The organism is Kitasatospora sp. NPDC001660, from assembly GCF_053596725.1.
This window is the reverse complement of sequence record NZ_JBSFGU010000041.1, coordinates 47,888-66,336: the sequence shown is the minus strand read 5'-3', so window position 1 is coordinate 66,336 and position 18,449 is coordinate 47,888. Positions and strand designations below refer to the sequence as shown.

Annotated in this window: 16 protein-coding genes; 7 read left to right on the top strand and 9 right to left on the bottom strand. The window is 73.4% G+C overall.

The window, feature by feature from the left end; translation table 11 throughout:
• Positions 1-700: 700 nt before the first annotated feature.
• Positions 701-1,771 carry a BTAD domain-containing putative transcriptional regulator gene (locus ACWCXH_RS31205; protein WP_449804845.1) on the top strand — a complete coding sequence of 357 codons (1,071 nt, stop codon included), beginning with the start codon at positions 701-703 and terminating at the stop codon, positions 1,769-1,771.
• Between the two features lie 177 nt (positions 1,772-1,948).
• Here ACWCXH_RS31205 and ACWCXH_RS31200 read toward each other — a convergent pair whose 3' ends face one another.
• The 9 genes from ACWCXH_RS31200 to ACWCXH_RS31160 all read right to left on the bottom strand — a co-directional run bounded on the left by ACWCXH_RS31200 (position 1,949) and on the right by ACWCXH_RS31160 (position 11,440).
• The gene (locus ACWCXH_RS31200; protein WP_449804844.1) at positions 1,949-2,617 is read right to left on the bottom strand and encodes a cutinase family protein; all 669 of its coding nucleotides are present in this window, start codon (positions 2,615-2,617) and stop codon (positions 1,949-1,951) included.
• A 190-nt stretch (positions 2,618-2,807) separates the two neighbouring features.
• Entirely contained in the window at positions 2,808-3,800 is a 993-nt protein-coding gene (locus ACWCXH_RS31195; RefSeq protein ID WP_449804843.1) for a branched-chain amino acid transaminase, read from the bottom strand.
• Positions 3,797-4,501, bottom strand: a complete 705-nt coding sequence (locus tag ACWCXH_RS31190) for an HAD family hydrolase (RefSeq protein ID WP_449804842.1) — start codon at positions 4,499-4,501, stop codon at positions 3,797-3,799. The genes ACWCXH_RS31195 and ACWCXH_RS31190 overlap by 4 nt, the downstream gene beginning before the upstream one ends.
• Positions 4,498-5,832: a D-arabinono-1,4-lactone oxidase gene (locus ACWCXH_RS31185; RefSeq protein ID WP_449804841.1), complete on the bottom strand. Its 1,335-nt coding sequence runs from the start codon at positions 5,830-5,832 to the stop codon at positions 4,498-4,500. Before ACWCXH_RS31185 ends, ACWCXH_RS31190 begins: the two co-directional genes overlap by 4 nt.
• Before the next feature lie 81 nt (positions 5,833-5,913).
• Entirely contained in the window at positions 5,914-6,801 is an 888-nt protein-coding gene (locus ACWCXH_RS31180) for an SDR family oxidoreductase (protein ID WP_449804840.1), read from the bottom strand.
• Between the two features lie 34 nt (positions 6,802-6,835).
• The gene (locus ACWCXH_RS31175) at positions 6,836-7,510 is read right to left on the bottom strand and encodes an RraA family protein (RefSeq protein ID WP_449804839.1); all 675 of its coding nucleotides are present in this window, start codon (positions 7,508-7,510) and stop codon (positions 6,836-6,838) included.
• Between the two features lie 65 nt (positions 7,511-7,575).
• Entirely contained in the window at positions 7,576-9,486 is a 1,911-nt protein-coding gene (locus tag ACWCXH_RS31170; RefSeq protein ID WP_449804838.1) for a transketolase family protein, read from the bottom strand.
• Between the two features lie 48 nt (positions 9,487-9,534).
• On the bottom strand, positions 9,535-10,344 hold the full coding sequence (locus tag ACWCXH_RS31165) for an SDR family oxidoreductase (protein WP_449804837.1): 810 nt from the start codon (positions 10,342-10,344) through the stop codon (positions 9,535-9,537).
• A 10-nt stretch (positions 10,345-10,354) separates the two neighbouring features.
• Positions 10,355-11,440: an N-acetylneuraminate synthase family protein gene (locus ACWCXH_RS31160; protein WP_449804836.1), complete on the bottom strand. Its 1,086-nt coding sequence runs from the start codon at positions 11,438-11,440 to the stop codon at positions 10,355-10,357.
• Positions 11,441-11,695: 255 nt separating this feature from the next.
• Between ACWCXH_RS31160 and ACWCXH_RS31155 the strand changes: the two genes are divergently transcribed.
• The 6 genes from ACWCXH_RS31155 to ACWCXH_RS31130 all read left to right on the top strand — a co-directional run bounded on the left by ACWCXH_RS31155 (position 11,696) and on the right by ACWCXH_RS31130 (position 18,422).
• The gene (locus ACWCXH_RS31155) at positions 11,696-12,958 is read left to right on the top strand and encodes an ATP-grasp domain-containing protein (RefSeq protein WP_449804835.1); all 1,263 of its coding nucleotides are present in this window, start codon (positions 11,696-11,698) and stop codon (positions 12,956-12,958) included.
• Positions 12,955-14,205, top strand: coding sequence for an ATP-grasp domain-containing protein (locus tag ACWCXH_RS31150; RefSeq protein WP_449804834.1), 1,251 nt, complete (start codon positions 12,955-12,957; stop codon positions 14,203-14,205). Before ACWCXH_RS31155 ends, ACWCXH_RS31150 begins: the two co-directional genes overlap by 4 nt.
• 73 nt (positions 14,206-14,278) lie before the next feature.
• Positions 14,279-15,610: an ATP-grasp domain-containing protein gene (locus ACWCXH_RS31145; protein ID WP_449804833.1), complete on the top strand. Its 1,332-nt coding sequence runs from the start codon at positions 14,279-14,281 to the stop codon at positions 15,608-15,610.
• Positions 15,607-16,911: an MFS transporter gene (locus tag ACWCXH_RS31140; RefSeq protein WP_449804832.1), complete on the top strand. Its 1,305-nt coding sequence runs from the start codon at positions 15,607-15,609 to the stop codon at positions 16,909-16,911. The genes ACWCXH_RS31145 and ACWCXH_RS31140 overlap by 4 nt, the downstream gene beginning before the upstream one ends.
• A gap of 136 nt (positions 16,912-17,047) precedes the next feature.
• Positions 17,048-17,494 (top strand): TetR-like C-terminal domain-containing protein, encoded by a 447-nt coding sequence (locus ACWCXH_RS31135; protein WP_449804831.1) that lies wholly within the window; start codon positions 17,048-17,050, stop codon positions 17,492-17,494.
• A gap of 7 nt (positions 17,495-17,501) precedes the next feature.
• Positions 17,502-18,422 (top strand): DUF1906 domain-containing protein, encoded by a 921-nt coding sequence (locus tag ACWCXH_RS31130; RefSeq protein WP_449804830.1) that lies wholly within the window; start codon positions 17,502-17,504, stop codon positions 18,420-18,422.
• The last annotated feature ends 27 nt before the right edge of the window (positions 18,423-18,449 follow it).

Below are 18,449 nucleotides of genomic sequence, written 5' to 3'. Positions count from 1 at the left end.
GAATGCCAAGTTGCCAGACCGGACCGGCGCCCGCCAAGACCCCTCGCTACGATCCGCGGTCGTAGCCGGGAAGACCCGCACCGCTCCCGCAGACGGCCCACCCGGAGCACGCCGGCCCCCGCCGACCCCTCCCGGCCTGCGCAAACACCACCCAACCACCCGCCAAACAGTCCCAAAATGGTGCAAAACGGACACCACTATCCGTCATCGTGCACCCCCATCACGTGTGAGCGCACTCACCACACGGAACCCGGCCACATCACCGACCGCCCCACCCCCCACCACACCGAGTCACCACCAGACCGCCACCATTGAGACCGCCACCACACCCACCACACCCACCACACCCCACCGACACGGCAACGGCACCGAAGGACGTGTCCGGGGCTCAACTCCTTCGGGAGGCGGGATGGGGGCGATGCTGTCCGAGGACGGCACGCCCGCTCTCCCGGACCAGGCGGGGCGGGGGCCGGGGCGGCCCCGGGGCCGTTGAACCCCGGGGGCGTGCGGGGCTGTTGAGCCCCCGGGGCGTGCGCCCGGCCGGTGTGCGGCTCGGCCGGGGGGATCGCGCGGGCGGCGGGCTGCCGGGGGGCGTCGCGGGTGGTACTCCGGATCGTTCCGGATTATCCGGCCGGTGCTCCCCCACTAGCTTGTCGACGGCGTCCGCCGGAGCGGGCGGGCCGGAGTCCAGGGAGCAGCGATGCCGACGACCGCCAGCGTCAGCCGGGTGAGTGCCGCCGTGCTCGGGGACCGGGAGCGCGAGGTGCTTCACGCGGTCGGCTGTGGGCTGAGAGACGACGAGATCGCCGCCGCGCTCGCCGTCTCCGAGCAGGCCGTGGCCGGGCACTTCGCGCGGGTCCTGGTGAAGCTCGGGCTGCGCGACCGGGCGGCTGCCATCGTCCATGCCTTCGACTGCGGGCTGGTCGTGCCTGGTTGTGGGCCCCGTGCGCGGGCGGTGGGCCCGGTGCTGCGGGGCGGCGGCGGGCGGGCGGGCGAACCGCGGGTGCGGATCTCCGTGCTCGGGCCGCTGCGGGCGTGGCGGGACGGGCGGTCCCTGCACCTGGGGCACCTGCGTCAGCAGGCCGTGCTGGCGGCGCTGGCGCTGCGCGGGGGGCGGACGGTCAGCCGGCAGGAACTGCTCGACGGGGTGTGGGGGTCGGAGCCGCCGGTCACGAACGTGGTGCCGGTCCACATCTACCGGCTGCGCAAGACCCTGCGCATCGGGGACAGCCCGGACTCGGTGATCGAGCACCACCGGTGCGGCTACCGTCTGGTCCCCGGCGCGGCCGACGTTGACCTGGCGCGCATGGAGGACCTGGTCACCGGCGCCGCGGCGGCCCACCGGGCGGGCGAGCCGGCCGAGGCGGTCCGCCTCTGCGCCCGGGCGCTGGACCTGTTCCGCGGGGAGCCCCTGGCCGGCCTGCCCGGCCCGCTCGCCGAGCTGGAGCGGCTGCGGCTCGCCGAGCGCAGGATCGCCGTCGCCCAGCGGAAGCTGGAATGGCAGCTGCGGCTGGGCCAGGACGCCGAGGCGATCGCCGAGCTGTCCGCCCTGTCCGCGGAGCACCCCCTGAACGAGCCGGTGGCCGCGATGCTGATGCGTGCGCTGTACCGCGGCGCCCGGCAGGCCGACGCGCTGGCCGTGTTCGAGCGCGCCCGCCGCCGGCTGGCCGCCGACCTGGGGGTTCCTCCGGGCCGGATGCTGCGGCGGACGTACCAGATGATCCTGCGCGGGGACGAGGCCGGCCTCGGCCTCACCCCAGCGATGCGGTGACCGGCCGGGGCCAGGGCCCCACCGGGGCTCGGTGGGGCCCTGCGCGGCCGGGCGGTCGGGAGGCGAAGGCCCCTTCCGGCCGGGGAACCAGGTCCCGCAGGTCCTGTTCCTCATCGCGTTCGAGGCGGTCAGCGCCGGACAGGTCCGCCGCAGGACCCGGCCGGGGGCGTTCCGTGGTTACCGGGGATACCAGGCGCCGTTGTACCACTGCTCGTTGGCGCTGTCGTTGTGGTGGTCCATGTTGAAGTCCTGGGGGTAGTTGTTCATGTGGTTGGCCGGGTAGGTCCAGATGCCGGCGGACTCGTCGCAGACGTAGTCCCAGTGGCAGATCGTCTTGACGGGCACGTTGCCGAAGTCGCTGTCGGCACCGGCGAGCGGAGCGCCGATGATGCCGCCGAACGGCACGGCCCCGCCATTGGCGCCGGGAGGACCCTGGCGCTTGGGGTCCGCGACGAGGATGGCGTTGACGTTGTCGAACGTCCGCCAGTTCTCGGTGACCCAGACGTGCACCACCCCGGCCCCCAGGGAGTACCCGGCCATCTTGACGTGCTGGCCCGGGCACGCGGCGCGCTGGTCGCGCACCAGCCGGTTCAGCTCGTTGACGCCCGCCCGCGTGCTCGCGCCGTTGGGGATCTGGGTGGGGTACCCGACGTGCTGCTGGATGTTGCCCGTGAAGTTGTCGTGGTCCCACGAACTGCCGGTGCCCCCGACAACGATCGTGTAGGTGCCCTCGCACGGAGCCGCCACCCGCGCGGTGGCCGCCTGTGCCGTGGCCCCCTGTGCCGCTGTCAGCCCGGCCGTCAGCAGGAGTCCTGCCGACGCGGCCGCGATCCGTCGTGCTCGCATTTCGATCCTTCCCACGCAGGTGGCCCACGCGCCCGCTCCCCGAGGCGGTACGCGGTCGGCCGAGGTACCGGACGACAGTGGCAGCGGGCGATGACATCCCGATGAAGCCCGTGGTCACCCGCGCGGCCCCCGGCCCGGCTGCGCGGACCGGATCGGGCCCCGCCCTGACCGGGCGGGGCCGGGCGCGGTGCTAGGCGAGTGGCACTTCGGTCAGCCAGTCCGCGTGGGCTGCCGAGTTGCCGCGTACGACGGATTCGTAGGCGGCGTCCAGCTTGCGGGTCACCGGGCCGGCGGTGCCGTTGCCGACCTGGAGGCCGTCCACCCGGGTGACCGGCAGGATCTCCCAGCCGGTGCCCATGAAGAAGACTTCTTCGGCGAGGAGGAGTTCGGTGCGGTCCACCTCGCGTTCCTCGATCGGGTGGCCGAGTTCGGCGAGCAGTTCGAGGGAGGTCGCGCGGGTGAGGCTCTCCAGGATTCCGCTGGTGCGGGACGGGGTCACGACCACGCCCTCGCGCACCAGCGCGATGCAGGCGCCCGGCCCCTCGCTCACCTTGTGGCGTTCGTTCAGCAGGATCGGCCAGTCGTGGCCGTTCTCGCGGGCCTCGATCATGGCCAGCCGGCCGTTGTGGTAGTTGGAGAACGCCTTCGCCCGTGGCGGCATGGAGGACTCGTTGATCCGGGTCCACGAGCTGACCGCGGCGCGGCAGCCGCGTTCGGTGCCAAGGCCGCTGCGGAACGTCCAGCTGTCGACCACCACTTCGCAGGTGACGCCGGCCGGGACCATCTGTTCCTGGATGACGCCCGCCGGGAAGGCCCAGGGGCGCAGGTACACGTCGTCGCGGTAGTCGTTGGCGCGCAGCACCTCGATCACCGCGTCGTGCAACTCCTCGGGGCGGTGGGGGATGTCGAGGCGGACCAGCCGGGCGGAGTCGTACAGGCGGCGGATGTGCTCCGCCAGCCGGAAGACCAGCAGGCGGTTGCCGTCCTGCGAGCGGTAGGCCTTGATGCCTTCGAAGACGGCCGCGACCGAGGCGTGGCCGACGGCGTTGACGTGCACCGTGGCCTGCTCCCAGGGGACGAGCCCGCCGGAGCGCCACAGCCACTGCGGGTGGGAGCGGTCGTGGCGGACGAGCGAGTCCATCACGGAGTCGGTGAGAAGGCCGGGTTCGTGCTCTGCGGTCATCGGGGTTCCCCCTTCGTGGTGTCGGGCGTCGTGACCGGCGCCGGCGCGCGGATCGGCCGGCGGAGGGTGAAGTCCTCCAGGCTGGCCAGCACGGCTGCCGCCCCGGTCAGGGGCGGCGGGTCGTCCGCGCCGTTCGGCACCGCCACGCAGGCGATGCCGGCGGCCACGGCGGCGGCCACCCCGACCGCCGAGTCCTCGAACGCGAGGGCCCGGGCGGCGGTGACCCCCATCGCGCTCAGGGCGGTGAGGTAGAGGTCGGGCGCGGGCTTGTGGGCGGCGGCCCGTTCGCCGGTCACCAGGTCGGCGAAGCGGTCGAGGACGTCCAGCCTCGCCAGGTGGGTCCGGACCCAGTGGGCGTCCGCGCTGGAGACCACCGCGCACGGGATGCCGGCCCCGGTGGCCTCGGCGAGCAGGGCGGCCACCCCGGGGCGCAGCGGTTCGGCGGCGGCCAGGCGGGACTTCGCCGCCCGGCGCTCGCGCAGTTCGTGCGGGGTGAGCTCCCGGCCGAGGCGCTCGCCGAGGTCGCGCGCGGCGAGCGCCTCGCCGGTCGGGCGCCCGCTCATCGCGGCCCACAGCCCGGGTGGGAACTCCAGCCCGTGCCGGGTGTAGAGCTCGTCCCAGGAGCGGCGGGCGGCGCGTTCGGTGTCGCAGATCAGGCCGTCGAAGTCGAACAGCAGTGCCTGCGGCCGGTCGGGTGTCACCGTGTGGAGGGCCGGGTGCCGCCGAGGACCCGCCGCAGGTAGTCGCTGGTGAAGACGCCCTGCGGGTCGAGTTCGGCCCGGATGTCCTGGAACGCCTTCCAGCCGGGGTAGCGGTCGGCCAGCACGTCGGCGGTGGCGGTGTGGGCCTTGCCCCAGTGCGGGCGGCCGTCGTTGTCCCGCAGGACGGCTTCGAAGACCCGCAGCAGTTCGGTGTAGGCCACCGTGCGCGGCACGGTGATGTTGACGTAGGCGGTGGTGCGGCCGTGCGCGGGGCTGAGCAGGAAGTCGTCGCCGGCGCCGAAGCGGGTGGTCACCGAGTACGGGGTCTGCAGGGCGAAGCGCTTGATGTCCTCGTGGACGTGGCGTACGGCGGTGGCCGCGGAGGCGATGGGCAGCGCGTACTCCAGCGAGAGGAACTTGACGGGCTGGGGGAAGGTGAAGGCCCGGAAGCTCGCGTCGACGTAGTCGGCGGGTGCGGTGGAGCCGCCGAGCTGGGCGGTCATCACGCGGCGGACGGCGCGGTGGTCGATCCGCCCGGCGAGGCCGGCCAGGGTGCAGCGCACCTCGCCGAGGGTGTTGGCCCGGCGGCGGCGGGCCGCGTCGGCGCAGACGGGTGCGTCGGTGCGGTTGAGCTTCAGGGTGGAGGCGTGGTCGCTCCAGGCCTTGAGGGTGAAGGTGGCGTGTTCGGCGCTCGCGGCGTAGGCCTCGATGTCGTCGAGGATGCCGTCGACGGGCTCGCTGCCCTCGACCACCCGCAGGTTGAACTTCGGTACGCAGCGCAGGGTGACCGTCGAGATCACGCCGAGCGCGCCGAGTGCCGTTGCGGCGGCCCGGAACAGGTCGGGTTCGTGGTCGGGGCCGCAGCTGCGGACCTCGCCGTCGGCGGTGACGAGGGTCAGGCCGAGGACCTGGCCGGAGAACGCCGGGTGGGCCAGGCCGCTGCCGTGGTTGCCGGTGGAGATGGCGCCCGCGATGGTCTGCTCGTCGAGCGTGCCCATGTTGGCGAGTGCCAGTCCGGCCCGGTCCAGTGCCAGGTTGAGGTCGCGCAGCAGGGTGCCGGCCCGGACGGTGACCGTGCGGGCGTCCGGGTCGAGGGCGAGGATGCCGATGTGGCCGGTCAGGTCCAGCAGGATCCCGTCGGTGGTGGCGATGGGGTTGAAGGAGTGGCCGGTGCCGGCCGCGCGCAGGGTGAGGCCGTACCGGGCGGCGTGGCGGACGGCCGCCACGAGGTCGGCCTCGGCCGTCGCGCGGACCAGCCGCTGCGGTGTGCACCAGGCGGAGCCGGACCAGGTGCGCCAGGTGGCTCGGTCGCCCAGCCGGGGGATGTTCACGGGAGTGCCTCTCGGGTGATGGGAGCCGGGTCGTTTCGGCGCGGCGCGGGACGCGCGCGGGCGCGTCGCGCGTCGCGTGGGTCAGGACGGCCGGGTGAGCGCCGCGCAGTGGCGCGCGACCGCGTCCTGCCAGGTGGGCAGGGTCACGCCCAGGGCGGTGAGCCGGTCGGTGTTGAGGACCGATGTCCGCGGGCGGGCGCCGATGAAGTCGGCGTCGTCGAAGGGGACCGCGGTCGGCGGGTGCTCGGCGCCCAGCCGCGGGTCGTAGGCGAGCAGGGCGTGCTCGCCGAGCTGGTAGCGGCTGGCCGTGCCCCCGCCCGCGATGTGCAGGGTGCCGGTCGGCACCTCGGCGAGGGTGAGCAGTGTGACGATCGCGTGGGCGAGGTCCACCGTGTAGGTGGGGCGGCTGATCTGGTCGGCGATCAGCTGCTGGCGCTCGCCGCGCTCGGCCGCCCGGATGGTGGCGAGGACGTCGTCGTTGTTCTCGGCGGCGCCGCCGAAGAGCCAGGAGGTGCGGATCACGAGGTGTTCCGGGGTCTCCTGCGCGATCCGTTCCCCGGCCAGCTTGGTGAGGCCGTAGACGCTGAGCGGGTTGGGCACGTCGGTCTCGCGGTAGCCCTGCTCGGGGGCGTCGACGCCGTCGAAGACGTAGTCGCTGGAGATGTAGAGGAGCCGGCTGCCGGTCCGCCGGCAGGCCTCGGCCGCCTGGTGCACCCCGGCGACGTTGACGCGCAGGGCCAGGGCCGGGTCGGTTTCGCAGGGGGCCACGACGGAGATCGCGGCCAGGTGCAGGAGGACGTCGGGCCGGAACGCGGCGACGGACTTGGCGAGCGTGTGTTCGTCGGCGATGTCGAAGTCGGACACGGACACCCCGTGCACCGGCCAGTGGGCGGTCAGCGGGTTGGTGCGCAGTTCGTGGGTGAGGGCGGTGCCGAGGCTGCCGTCGGCGCCGGTGAGGTAGACGCGCATGGTGGGTTCGCTCCTTTCCTGGTCGGCGGTGGGCTCAGAGGTTGCCGTACTCGCGGCGCAGGTCGGCGGCGGTGGCGCCGGCGGCGATCCGGTCGCGGATCTCGTTCTCCCGGCGGGCGACGTCGCGGGCGCGGGCCAGGACGTCCTTGGCCGTGGCGGAGGGTACGGTGGCGACGCCGTTCTCGTCGGCGACGATGATGTCGCCGGGGAAGATCAGCTGGCCGCCGAAGGAGACCGGGACGTTGACCTGGACCGGTTCGATCCGGTCGTGGACCGCGCCCGGGGACTGCCGGGGCGAGGTGGTGCGGTACCAGACCGGGAAGCCGATGTCGCGGATCTCGTCGACGTCCCGGACGGCGCCGTCGACCAGTGCGCCGGCGAGGCCGAAGGTGTGGGAGAGGGTCGAGGTGAGGCCGCCCCATATGGCGGTGGTGCTCAGGCCGTGGCAGGCCATGACGACGACGTCGCCGGGCTGGGCGCGGGAGAGGATCGGCAGGGTGTTGACCCAGTCGTCGATCGAGAGGTTGATGGTGAAGGCGGGGCCGGCGATCTTCTGCTCGGGGCGGATCACCCTGAGGTCGCCGATCGCGCCGTGGCGGGTCTGGGCGTCGGTGACCATGCAGCTGGGGCTGTAGTCGGCGAGCAGTTCGCGGAAGCCTTCGAGGATCTCCTGCGGCGGGCGGGTCAGTTCGTTGTAGACGGTTTCCATGCGGTCCTCCTGGTGGGCTGGTGCGGACGGGTGGACGGGTGGACGGGGTGTGGTGCGGACGGGTGTCAGGCGGGGCGGCGGGCGGCCCCGGCCCGGATCCGGGCGGCCAGGCGGGCGGCGCTGAGCCCGTGGGCGTCCAGCACCTCGGTCTCGGTGCCGCACAGGGGCACCTCGGTCAGGCCGATTCCGGTGAACGCGGGCGGTGTGGCGCCGGATTCGAGCAGGGCGCGTGCCACGGTGTCGGCCTGGCCGCCGCGGGTGTAGTGGTTCTCGACGACGAAGAGCTGGTCGCTCTCGCCGGCGAGCCGCTCCAGCCATGGGGCGTCGACCCGGTTGAGCCAGGGCAGGTCGACCACGGTCAGGTCCACCCCCTCGGCGCTCAGCAGCTCGGCGGCGCGCACGAGTTGGGTGAGGACGACGGGCCCCGAGCCGATGGCGACGGTCCGCCCGCCGGGCCGCACGACCCGTCCCCGGCCGAGGGTGAGCGGTCCGGCGGGCAGGGCTTCGGCCTCCTCGGGGACGGGTGTGCTGACCAGTCGCAGGTAGACGCTCTCGGGCGACTCGGCGCAGAAGTCCAGCGCCGCCGCCAGCGAGGCCCGGTTGGCCGGTTCCAGCACCACCAGGCCCGGGACGGCGCCGAGCGCGCTGACGTCGCGGACGGCCTGGTGGGAGTGGCCGGGTGCGGCGGGCACCAGTCCGGCGAGCGAGCCGACGTAGACGATCTTCCGGCGTTCGGTGGCGTTGGTGTAGATCTGCTCGTTGGGCCGCGCGTGCAGGAAGCAGGAGAAGGAGTGGACGAAGGGCAGCAGTCCGCGGGCGGCGAGGCCGCCGGCCATCGAGACCATGTCCTGTTCGGCGATGCCGCATTCGATGAAGCGCTCGGGGTGGGACTCGGCGAACGGGATCAGGCCGACGTCGAGCACCAGGTCGGCGTCGAGCGCGACGATCCGGTGGTCGGTGGCGGCCCGCTCGGTGAGCAGCCGGCCGTACTCCTCGGGCAGCCGGGGCCCGTTGGCCCTGGCCGGCGGCTCGATGTCCTCGTGGACGGGCCGCAGCGGTTCGAGGCCGTGGCGGGCGAGGATCGCGTCGACCTTCTCCAGCAGCTGCCGGTGCGCGGTGCGGTAGTCCTCGACGGCGGGCGCGCCGCTGTGGAAGCGGTAGCGCCACTCCCCTTCGGGCATGGACGTCGCCTCGAAGACCGTCGCGCCGCGGCCCTTCACGGTGTCGGCGATGATGACGGCGGGGCGGCCCGGGTACTGCTGTGCGCGCTGCTTGCAGGCCTCCTCGAAGTCGGTGACGGAGTTGCCGTCGCAGCGCAGCACGCCCCAGCCGAAGCTGCGGAACTTGGCCTCCAGGTCGCCGAGGTCGCTGACCGCGCTGACCCAGGTGTCGGACTGGAGCTTGTTGTGGTCGACGATGACGGTGAGCTCGCCGAGGCCGTGTTTGACGGCGCCGGCCAGGGCCTCCCAGTTCTGGCCCTCCTGGAGTTCGCCGTCGCCGGTCAGGACGTGCACCCGCCGGCTGCGGCCGGTGAGCCGGTCGCCGAGGATCATGCCCTTGGCGCGGGAGATGCCCATGCCGAGCGAGCCGGTGTTGGCGTGCATGTGCGGGACGCTCACGTCGGGGTGGCCGGGCAGGCCGCCGAGCCGGCGCAGCCGGTGCAGTTGTTCCTGGGGCAGCCGGCCGAGGGCGATCAGGGCGGCGTAGAGGCCGGGGACGTCGTGTCCCTTGGAGGAGAAGTAGACGTCTCCGTCGGCGGCGAAAGGTTCCTTCAGCTCTTCCAGGAGCAGCCAGGCGACGATGTCGGCGGCGCTGAAGCTGGACCCGAGGTGGCCGGAGCCGGCCCGCATGATGCTGTGGAGGGTGTTGAGCCGGACGGCGTCGGCGAAGGCGCGGGCGCGGTCGTGGCGGTCCGCGATGCCGTCGAGGATGCGGGTGAACTCGTCGGCGGGCAGCCAGGCGAGGGTGGTGTTCATGGGTCTCCGTGGGGGTGGGCGCGGTGGACTGCCGGCGGGCGGGGCGCGCTACCAGCAGGTGTAGCCGCCGTCGACGAGGAGTTCGGTGCCGGTCACGTAGCTGCTCAGGTCGGAGGCGAGGAACAGCAGCGGGCCGGTCAGGTCCCGCGGCTCGGCCATCCGGCCGAGCGGGACGCGGGAGGCGAACTTCCGCCGGAACTCGGGGTCCTGGCCGCCCAGCACGCCGCCCGGGGACAGTGTGTTGACCCGGACGCCCGTCGGCCCCCAGAGGGCGGCGAGGTAGCGGGTCAGGGCTGCCGCCGCCGCCTTGGACATGCCGTACGCGGGCGGCTTGAGGAACGGCGGGTCCATCGGAAGGTGCTCGTACAGTCGTGGGTCGGGGGCCGAACCGCCGTACAGGGAGCCGATGTTGATGACCGAGCCGGAGCCGGCTCGGGCCATCTCGGCGCCGAACACCTGGCACACCCGCAGCGTGCCGAGCGCGTTGACCCCGAGGATCGCGTCGGACACCTCCGCCGGGATGTCGGCGAAGCGCCAGCCGGCGCCCTCGGCGGACGGGGGCTGGTCGATGCCCGCGTTGTTGACCAGGACGGTCGGCGTGCCGGCCCGATCGAGGCAGGAGGCCAGTGCGGCCCGGAGGCTGCCGGTGTCGGTGACGTCGGCGGACAGCAGGTGGAAGCGCTCGGCGCGCTCGCCGGTGGTGGCCGAACGCAGCGGCTCGGAGGGGCCGCTGGCGCGGTCCAGGCCGACCACCCGGGCGCCGGCGCCCAGTAGGGCGTCGGTCCACACCGCCCCGAGGCGGCCGAGGACTCCGGTCACCACCGCGACGTGGCCGCTCAGGTCGATCTCGGTGCTCATGGCCGGCCCCTCAGTCCAGCCGGCCGAGGTCGAGGCTGTCGTCGGCGGCGAGCGGGGTGCGCAGGCGGCGGCCGAGCAGCTCGTGCAGGCGGTAGGGCGCCAGGCCGTCGCCGGGCGACTTGATCGCGATGTCGGCCTCGGTGAGGACGTGGCCCCGCGCCAGGTCGCGGGCGGCCACCAGCTTCTTGGCCATCTTGTGCAGGGCCTGCGTCTCGGCGGGGTGCCGGCGCTTCACCGGGCTGCCGAGCGCGGCCCTGGTCCGCGCCAGGCCGTCCACCAGGTCCTTGAGGTGGGTGGACTCCAGTGAGAAGTGGTGGTCGCTGCCCGGGCGGCCGCGGTCGAGCGTGACGTGCTTCTCGACGACCCGGGCGCCCAGGGCGTACGCGATCCAGCTGGACTCCGGCTCCACGTCGTGCCCGGACAGTCCGACCACGATCTGCGGGAACTCCTCGCGGTAGGCGGAAATCACCGAGAGGTTGAGGAGTTCGGGGGTGGCCGGGTAGGCGGCCGTGCACTGGAGCAGGGCGAGGCGGGGATTGATCGGCACGATGGTGTCGACCGCCCGGCGCACGTCGTCCAGCTCCGCCCCGCCGGTGCTGACCACGAGCGGCTTTCCGGTCTTCGCGGCATACCCGAGAAGGGGCGTGTTGGTGAGGTCGCCGGAGGCGATCTTGATGGCCGGAACGTCGAGGTCGACCAGGAAGTCGACGCTTTCGGCGTCGAAAGCGGTGGCGAAGAAGTCAATCTTCAGCTCGGCGGCGAGATCGCGCAGGTGGAGGTACTCGGCGCGGCCGAACTCCAGGGCCTCGCGGTGCTCCCCGTAGGTCGCGCCGTAGCTGTTCCGGCCGGTGTAGGCCTGGTCGAACATCTGCCGGGTGAACAGCGAGCGGTTGCTCCGCTTCTGCAGCTTGGCCGCCTGGGCGCCCGCCGCGGCGGCCATCCTGATCAGGTCCTCGGCCCGGCGCACATCACCCTCGTGATTGTGTCCTATTTCGGCGATGACATAGGCGTCGGAATCGTCCGAAATTATTCGACCGGATATTTCCAGCGTCCGTCGCGCGGCCTTCTGGCCGATTTCCGGCAAGGGGAGCGACATAGGTCCCGCCTATCCTAGAAGCCTGTTGATGAACCGTCAAGAGGTCTGGTTCCGACCAGACCTGACGCAACTACAGTTTCTGACGATTCGTCAACTACCGTGCTGTGGCATTGACGTCGGCAGGCTAGCATGATTCGATCAACGCGCCAGCCTCCCCGTGGATTCATCCGGCGAAACACGGAAGATCCGATTTGGGAGAGTTGTGGCGCGGCTCCACCCTCCTCCCCAGTTCTCCGCCAGGAATTCAGAGAGTTCATGAGCATCCTTCTGCTGCACACCCGAAACCTCAGTCGACGCAGGCATTTGGCCCGGGTACGGGACTACGCCAGGGAGCACGGCGAGCGGCTGCTGATGATCATGAAGGAGGCGACCTGGGAGGCCGAGTACGTCGACCGTGTCATCGACGCGGACACCACCAGCATCGCGGAGACCGTCGCGGCGGCCCGGGAGCTGATGGCCACCGAGGACGAGCCGCTGAGCGGCGTGACCACCTTCGTCGAGCAGAGCGTGCCGGCCGCCGCCGCGGTCGCCGCCGAGTTCGGTCTGCCCTCCGTCGGGGAACGGGCCGGCTACCTGGCGCGCGACAAGTACGCGATGCGCGGCGCCTTCGGCGCGGCCGGCCTCGCCCAGCCGCCGTTCGAACTGGCCACCACGGTCGAGGAGGCGCTCGCCGCCGCGGCCCGGGTCGGCTTCCCGCTGGTGCTCAAGCCGCTGATCGGCGGCGGCAGCAAGTACGTCCGCCGGGTCGACGACGAGGCCGAACTGGCCGAGCACTTCGGGCCGATCCAGCGCGGGGCCTGGTCCGGCTTCACCCACGACCCGCTGCACGTCCCGGTCCTGGAGCAGTACGGCGAGGCCGTCCTGCTGGAGGGCTACGTGCCCGGGTCGGAGATCAGCGTCGAGAGCCTGGTGCGCGACGGCGAGACCACGGTGGTGGCGATCCACGACAAGCCCCTGCCGATGGAGGGCCCCTTCTTCGAAGAGGTCTACTACCGCACGCCCACCCGCCTGTCGGCCGAGCAGGTGGAGGCGATCACCGCGGCCACCGCGACCGCGCACCGGGCCCTGGAGATCCGCACCGGCGCCACCCACACCGAGTTCCGCATCACCGACTCCGGCGAGCCCGTCATCCTGGAGACCGCCGCCCGGCTCGGCGGCGGGCCCGTCTACCTGTCCGTCCTGGTCAGCACCGGGGTCGACCTGGTGGCCGCGCTGCTCGACCTGTCCACCGGCCGCACGCCCGACCTCGCGCCGCACGAGCCCCCCGTCCCCACCGGCTTCTACTGCTTCTTCGCCGAGCACGCCGGGGAGTTCACCGGCGTCGCGGGCGCCGAGCAGGTCGCCGCGGACCCGCGGGCCGCCGAGGTCGCCGTCTACGCCCAGGCCGGCGACCAGGTGCTCGTCCCGCCGCAGGCCTCCGCCGCCCACGGCCACGTGGTCTTCTCCGGCGCGAGCGCCGAGGAGATCGACCGGACCTTCGCGGAGTTCCGCAAGACCATACGGGTCGAGGTGCGATGAGGTTCCTCGTACTCAACCGCACACCCCTGTCCGGACGGCGCTTCCCGGACTGGCTGGGCGAGGAGCACCAGGCCGTCCTGCTGACCGACTCCGCGGCGGTCTCGCCGGACGAGGCGACCCGCCGCGCACAGCTCGCCGGCTACCACCACGTCGAGCTCGTCGACGACTTCAGCTTCAACCCGCAGGTCGAGCTGACCGCGCTGGACCTGCACCGGCGATTCGGCTTCGAACGGGTCATCGCCCTGTCGGAGTTCGACATCCTGCGGGCCGCCCGCCTGCGCGGCCTGTTCGGCGTGCCCGGCCAGGACGCCGCCAGCGCCACCGCCTTCCGCGACAAGCTCACGATGAAGCGGCTGCTCGCGCAGGCCGGCGTCCCGCTCGCACCGTTCGCCCCGCTCGCCCACCTGGCGGACCTGCTCGGCTTCGTCGAGACCCACGGATACCCCGTCGTGGTCAAGCCCCGCACCGGCGGCGGCTCCATGGGCGTCCGGGTCCTGCACGGCGAGGACGACCTCGCCCAACTGGCCGCCGACCACCGGGAACTGGGCACCGACGACGGCGCCCACCTGCTGGTCGAACGCCACCTGGAACACGAGCTGTTCCACGTCGACGGGCTGATCGCGGCCGGCGAGCCCAAACTGATGTGGCCCTCCTCCCAGGGCACGACCAGCTGCCTCGGCATCATGGCCGGCCAGGCCCTGCACAGCAGCCTGCTCGACGGCGACGACCCGCGGTTCACCGCACTGCGCGAACTCACCACCCGGGCCCTGGCCGCCCTGCCCGTGCCCGAGACCTTCATGTTCCACGCCGAGGTCTTCGGCACCGCCGAACACGGACTGGTCTTCAACGAGGTCGCCAGCCGGATGGGCGGCGGCAACATCGAGTACATGCTCCAGGCCGGCTTCGACGTCATCCTCCCCGAGGTCTACGTGCGCTCGCTGGTCGGCAACGAGCCGCCCGCGATCCCCTCCGCGCCGCTGCGGTCGGCCGGACTGGCGCTGCTCCCGCCGCGGCCCGGCGTCCTGGCGCAGATCCCCGCACAGTGCCCGGTCCCGGGCATCGACGTCTACCAGCCGGCCGCCACCCCCGGCACCGTGCTGACCCCGGCCACCAACAGCGTGGAGAAGATCGCCTTCCTGCTGGCCTCCGGCACCACCCGGGCCGAGGTGGACAAGGCCCTGGCCGAGGCCACCGAGTGGTTCGACGCCAACACGGTCATCACCCCGCTGCCGGACCCGGCGCCCTGACAGACAAGGCCGGGCCGGGCCGCACCCCCGGCACCGGCCCGGCCGGCCCGCACCACCACCCCTTGGGAGCACGATGGACACGGTTTTGGACCACGCGGTCGAGGAGCAGGGCTACCACCTCCTGGTGATCGGGGACGAGCGGGACATCGTCCCGCGCGCCCGCGAGCTGCGGCCCGGACTGCGCACGAGCATCCTGTGCACCCCCCAGGAGGCGCACAAGATCGCCCGGATCGCCGCCCACCAGCGGGTGGTCGTGCTCCGCGACGACGCCCCGCTCGACGACTGGGTGGCCGCCGCACGCTTCGTGCACGCCGTCGACCCGGTGCACCGGGCGATCTGCTACGGCGAGGAGGGCCAGGAGCCCACCGCACTCATCGCCGCCGACCTGGGCCTGCCCGGCCACACACCCGACACCGTCCGCGCCGTCGACGACAAGCGGCTGATGCGCGAGCGGCTCGCCGCGGCCGGCGTCGACGAAACCCTGAGCATCGAGGCGCGGAGCGAGGAGGAGATCACCGCCTTCGCCGAGCGGGCCGGCTACCCGCTGATCTGCAAGCCGGTGCGCGGCGTCGGCAGCCACGGAGTGGTCCGGCTGAACGGCCCGGACGACATCGCGACCGCGCTCGACCGGGTCCGCTCGGGCGCCGCAGGCCTCAAGTCCACCGCCGTCATCGTCGAACAGTTCCACACCGGCGAGGAGTTCAGCGTCGAGTGCATGAGCGAGAACGGCGTCCACCTGCCGCTGTGCATCACCCGCAAGTTCCTCGCCGACGGCGGCTTCGTCGAGACCGGCCACCAACTCCCCGCCCTGCTGGACGCACAGACCGAACGCGCCGTCCGCGAGAGCGTCGGCGCGGCGCTCACCGCACTCGGCGTGCGCGACGGCGCGAGCCACACCGAGCTCATCGTCACCGACCAGGGCACCGTCCGGATCGTCGAGACCCACCTGCGCCAGGGGGGCGACCGGATTCCCTACCTGCTGCGCGAGGCCCGCGGCCTGGACATCGTCACCGCCCTCGCCCGCCAGAGCATCGGCGTCCCGTCACTGGACGAGCTGCGGGAACGGCTGGACAAGCCTGCCGACGGCCCGTCGTACGCGGCGATCTGGTACGCGATGCCGGGCGTGCAGGGCGAGGTCGCCGAGGTCCGCGGGGTCGACGAGGCCCGGGCCCGCCCCGAGGTGCGCGACGTCGTGGTCCGCACCGCGCCCGGCGACCGGCTGACCGAGATCCGCGCCTCCGCCCACCGCCCGGCCCACGTCTGGGCCGTCGCGGACACCCCCGAGCAGGCCCTGGCCACCGTCCGCGAGGCCGTGGCCGGCCTGACCTTCCTGGTCGCGGTGCCGGGCGGCGCGGTGCCGGGCGACGGCGTTGCGGGCGACGTGGTGCCGGGCGGCGCCGCGTGATCGGTGCCGCCGTCTTCCGCAAGTCGCTCGCGGTGGTGCGGGACAGCTCGGCGGCGGAGCGGGCCCTGGTGGTCAGCTGCCTGTCCGACTCGGTCGGCACCGGGCTGTTCTTCGCCGTCGCCGCCACCTTCTTCACCCACCTCAGCGGCCTCACCCCCGCCCAGTACGCCCTCGGGCTCTCGCTCGCGGGCCTGGTCGGCTTCGCGCTCACCGTGCCGATGGGCGTCCTCGCCGACCGCTTCGGCGCCCGCCGCACGCTGATCACGCTCAACCTGTGGCGGGCCGTCGGCTACGCCGCCTACGTGCTGGTCGACTCCGCACCGGTGTACCTGGTGGTCATCCTGCTGACGGCCGTCGCCGACCGTACGGCCGGCGGTGTCGGCCAGGCGGTCATCGCCGATGTCGCCGGCCCCGGGCGGCGCGTCCAGCTGTCCGCGGTCATCCGATCGGTGCGCAACATCGGCTACGCCGTCGGCGGCCTCGTCGCGGGCATCGCCATCGCCGTCGACCGGCCGTGGGTCTACCACGGTGCGATGATCGGCATCGCCCTGTTCTACGTGCTCTGCGCCGCACTGCTGCTGCGCGTGCGCACCATGGCCGCACCGAGCGCCGGCACCCGGCCCAAGCGCGAATGGGCCTTCCGCGACCGGCGCTTCCTCGCCTTCACCGGCCTCAACACCCCGCTCAGCCTGCACGCCAGCACCCTCAACGTCCTGCTGCCGCTGTGGATCCTGTCCACCCCCGGCCTGCCGGACGGCCTGGTCTCGGCATCACTGATCCTCAACACCGTCATCGTCTCGCTCTTCCAGCTTCCCGCCACCCGGCACATCTCCACCATCGTCGGCGCCGGACGGGCGGCACTGGCCTCCGCCGTCCTGCTCGCCGGGGCCTGCGTCCTGTTCCTCGCCTCGTCCTGGACCGGCCGGGCCACCACCGAAGTACCCGCGCTGGTCTGCGGCGTGCTCGCCCTCACCCTGGCCGAGATGTGGCAGGCCGCGTCGTCCTGGCAGATCTCGATGGACCTCTCCGGGGAGGCCAACCGCGCCCAGTACCTCTCCACGTTCAGCCTCAGCACCACCGCCGAACGCGTCATCGGTCCCACGGTCCTCACCGTCGTGATCCTCAACTCCCCCACCTGGGGCTGGATCGCGCTCGCCGCCGTGTTCCTCGCGAGCGGCCTGGCCACCTGGCGCCTCACCCGCACCACCCCAAACGGCCACACCTCCGCCCCGGCACCACTCGTCCGTGAGCCGGCGGCAGACGGCGCACCCGGTGACGACGCCGTCCGGGGCGTGACCTGAGGAACCGCCCGACGGCGGTCGACGGACCGGGGGCAGCGGACGAGGGCGGTGTGCAGGGGCGCGGCCGTCGCCGCTAGGCGTCCGCCCGGCCGGCCGCGTCGCGTTCGGCGAACACCTCGCGGGCGGCGGTGATGCCGTGGAGCGCGGCACGATCTACCGTGGCATCATCGCCGAGGCCCAGAGCGACCCCGAACTCGCCGCCGCCCTGCGCGCCACCATGCTCGAACCCAGGATCCAGCGGTGCGTACGCCGCCTCGACGCCGCCGTCGCCGCCGGCCAGCTCCGCGCCGACCTGCCCACCCGCACCATGGTCGACATCCTCTACGCCCCCGTGTACTACCGGATCTTCCTCGGCGCCGGACCCGACGAGACCCTGCGCAGCCCCTCCCTCGTCCCGACCGTGCTGGAGGGCCTGAGCCCGCCGCCCGCCGCCCGCTGCCCGCTGCCCGCTGCCCGCCAGGCGTCCGCCCCGGCGCAGGCCGCGTCCGATTCGACCGACCGGAGGATTGCCGCGCGCACCGCGGATTCCGGGCCGGCGGGCGCGGCATGTCGGGCCGACGGCGGGCCAGGGCGGGGGCTATGACGGGGGGATGCGCCTTCTCGCTCCGGCCGCGCTCATGGCGGCGGCCCAGTTCGTCCTGGTTCCCGGCACCGTCCACGGGCGTGCGCCCGTCGGGAGGGAACCGGTGGTCCGGGCGGTCGGGACGCATACGGCGGCGCCTGCGGTTGGCGGCCTCCCGCCGCTCACGGCGCCGGGCACCGACCGGGCGGCGCCGCCGGCCGCGCCGCCGCCGGAGTACCGGTTCGCCGGGGCCGGGTTCGACGCCTGCACGGCCCCGCCGCTGGAGGCCCTGTCCGTCTGGCGCACCGCCTCGCCCTACGGCGCGGTGAACATCTACAGCAGCGGCGGCCAGCGCGGCTGCGAGCAGCCCCGGCTGACGCCCCGGTGGGTCGCCGAGGCCCGGGCGATGGGGTGGAAGCTGGTGCCCACGCACGTCGGGCTCCAGGCGCCCTGCGCCGAGCGCGAGGACAAGCCGCTGCGGATCGACCCGGCCCGCGCGCAGGAGCAGGGCGGGCAGGAGGCGGGCGAGGCGGCGCAGGCGCTGCGGGCGCTGGGGCTGGGGCCGGGCAGCCCGGTGTACCTCGACATGGAGGCCTATCCGTCCGGCGACGCGGTGTGCGGCCGGGCGGTGGTCGACTTCACCGTCGGCTGGACCCGGGCCCTGCACGCGGCCGGGTACCGGTCGGGCTTCTACTCCAGCATGGACTCCGGCGTCGCGGACATCGTCGCCGCCTCCCGGTCCGGCCTCACCCCGATGCCCGACGCGATCTGGTACGCCCGCTGGGACGGGCGCGCCACGACCACCGGGCAGGCCGGGCTGCCCGACGACCTGTGGACCGGCCACCGGCGCATCCACCAGTACCGGGGCAGCGCCGACGAGACGTACGGCGGGGTGACGCTCAGTGTCGACCCCGACCAGGTGGACGGCCTGGTGGCGGGCGGGGCCTGAGTCGTGACGGACCGTCCGGAAGCGGGC

Coding starts and splice junctions, on each gene's coding strand:
- ACWCXH_RS31205 (WP_449804845.1), top strand. CDS start 701: ATGCCGACGACCGCCAGCGTCAGCCGGGTGAGTGCCGCCGTGCTCGGG.
- ACWCXH_RS31200 (WP_449804844.1), bottom strand. CDS start 2,617: ATGCGAGCACGACGGATCGCGGCCGCGTCGGCAGGACTCCTGCTGACG.
- ACWCXH_RS31195 (WP_449804843.1), bottom strand. CDS start 3,800: ATGACCGCAGAGCACGAACCCGGCCTTCTCACCGACTCCGTGATGGAC.
- ACWCXH_RS31180 (WP_449804840.1), bottom strand. CDS start 6,801: ATGCGCGTCTACCTCACCGGCGCCGACGGCAGCCTCGGCACCGCCCTC.
- ACWCXH_RS31175 (WP_449804839.1), bottom strand. CDS start 7,510: ATGGAAACCGTCTACAACGAACTGACCCGCCCGCCGCAGGAGATCCTC.
- ACWCXH_RS31170 (WP_449804838.1), bottom strand. CDS start 9,486: ATGAACACCACCCTCGCCTGGCTGCCCGCCGACGAGTTCACCCGCATC.
- ACWCXH_RS31165 (WP_449804837.1), bottom strand. CDS start 10,344: ATGAGCACCGAGATCGACCTGAGCGGCCACGTCGCGGTGGTGACCGGA.
- ACWCXH_RS31160 (WP_449804836.1), bottom strand. CDS start 11,440: ATGTCGCTCCCCTTGCCGGAAATCGGCCAGAAGGCCGCGCGACGGACG.
- ACWCXH_RS31155 (WP_449804835.1), top strand. CDS start 11,696: ATGAGCATCCTTCTGCTGCACACCCGAAACCTCAGTCGACGCAGGCAT.
- ACWCXH_RS31150 (WP_449804834.1), top strand. CDS start 12,955: ATGAGGTTCCTCGTACTCAACCGCACACCCCTGTCCGGACGGCGCTTC.
- ACWCXH_RS31145 (WP_449804833.1), top strand. CDS start 14,279: ATGGACACGGTTTTGGACCACGCGGTCGAGGAGCAGGGCTACCACCTC.
- ACWCXH_RS31130 (WP_449804830.1), top strand. CDS start 17,502: ATGCGCCTTCTCGCTCCGGCCGCGCTCATGGCGGCGGCCCAGTTCGTC.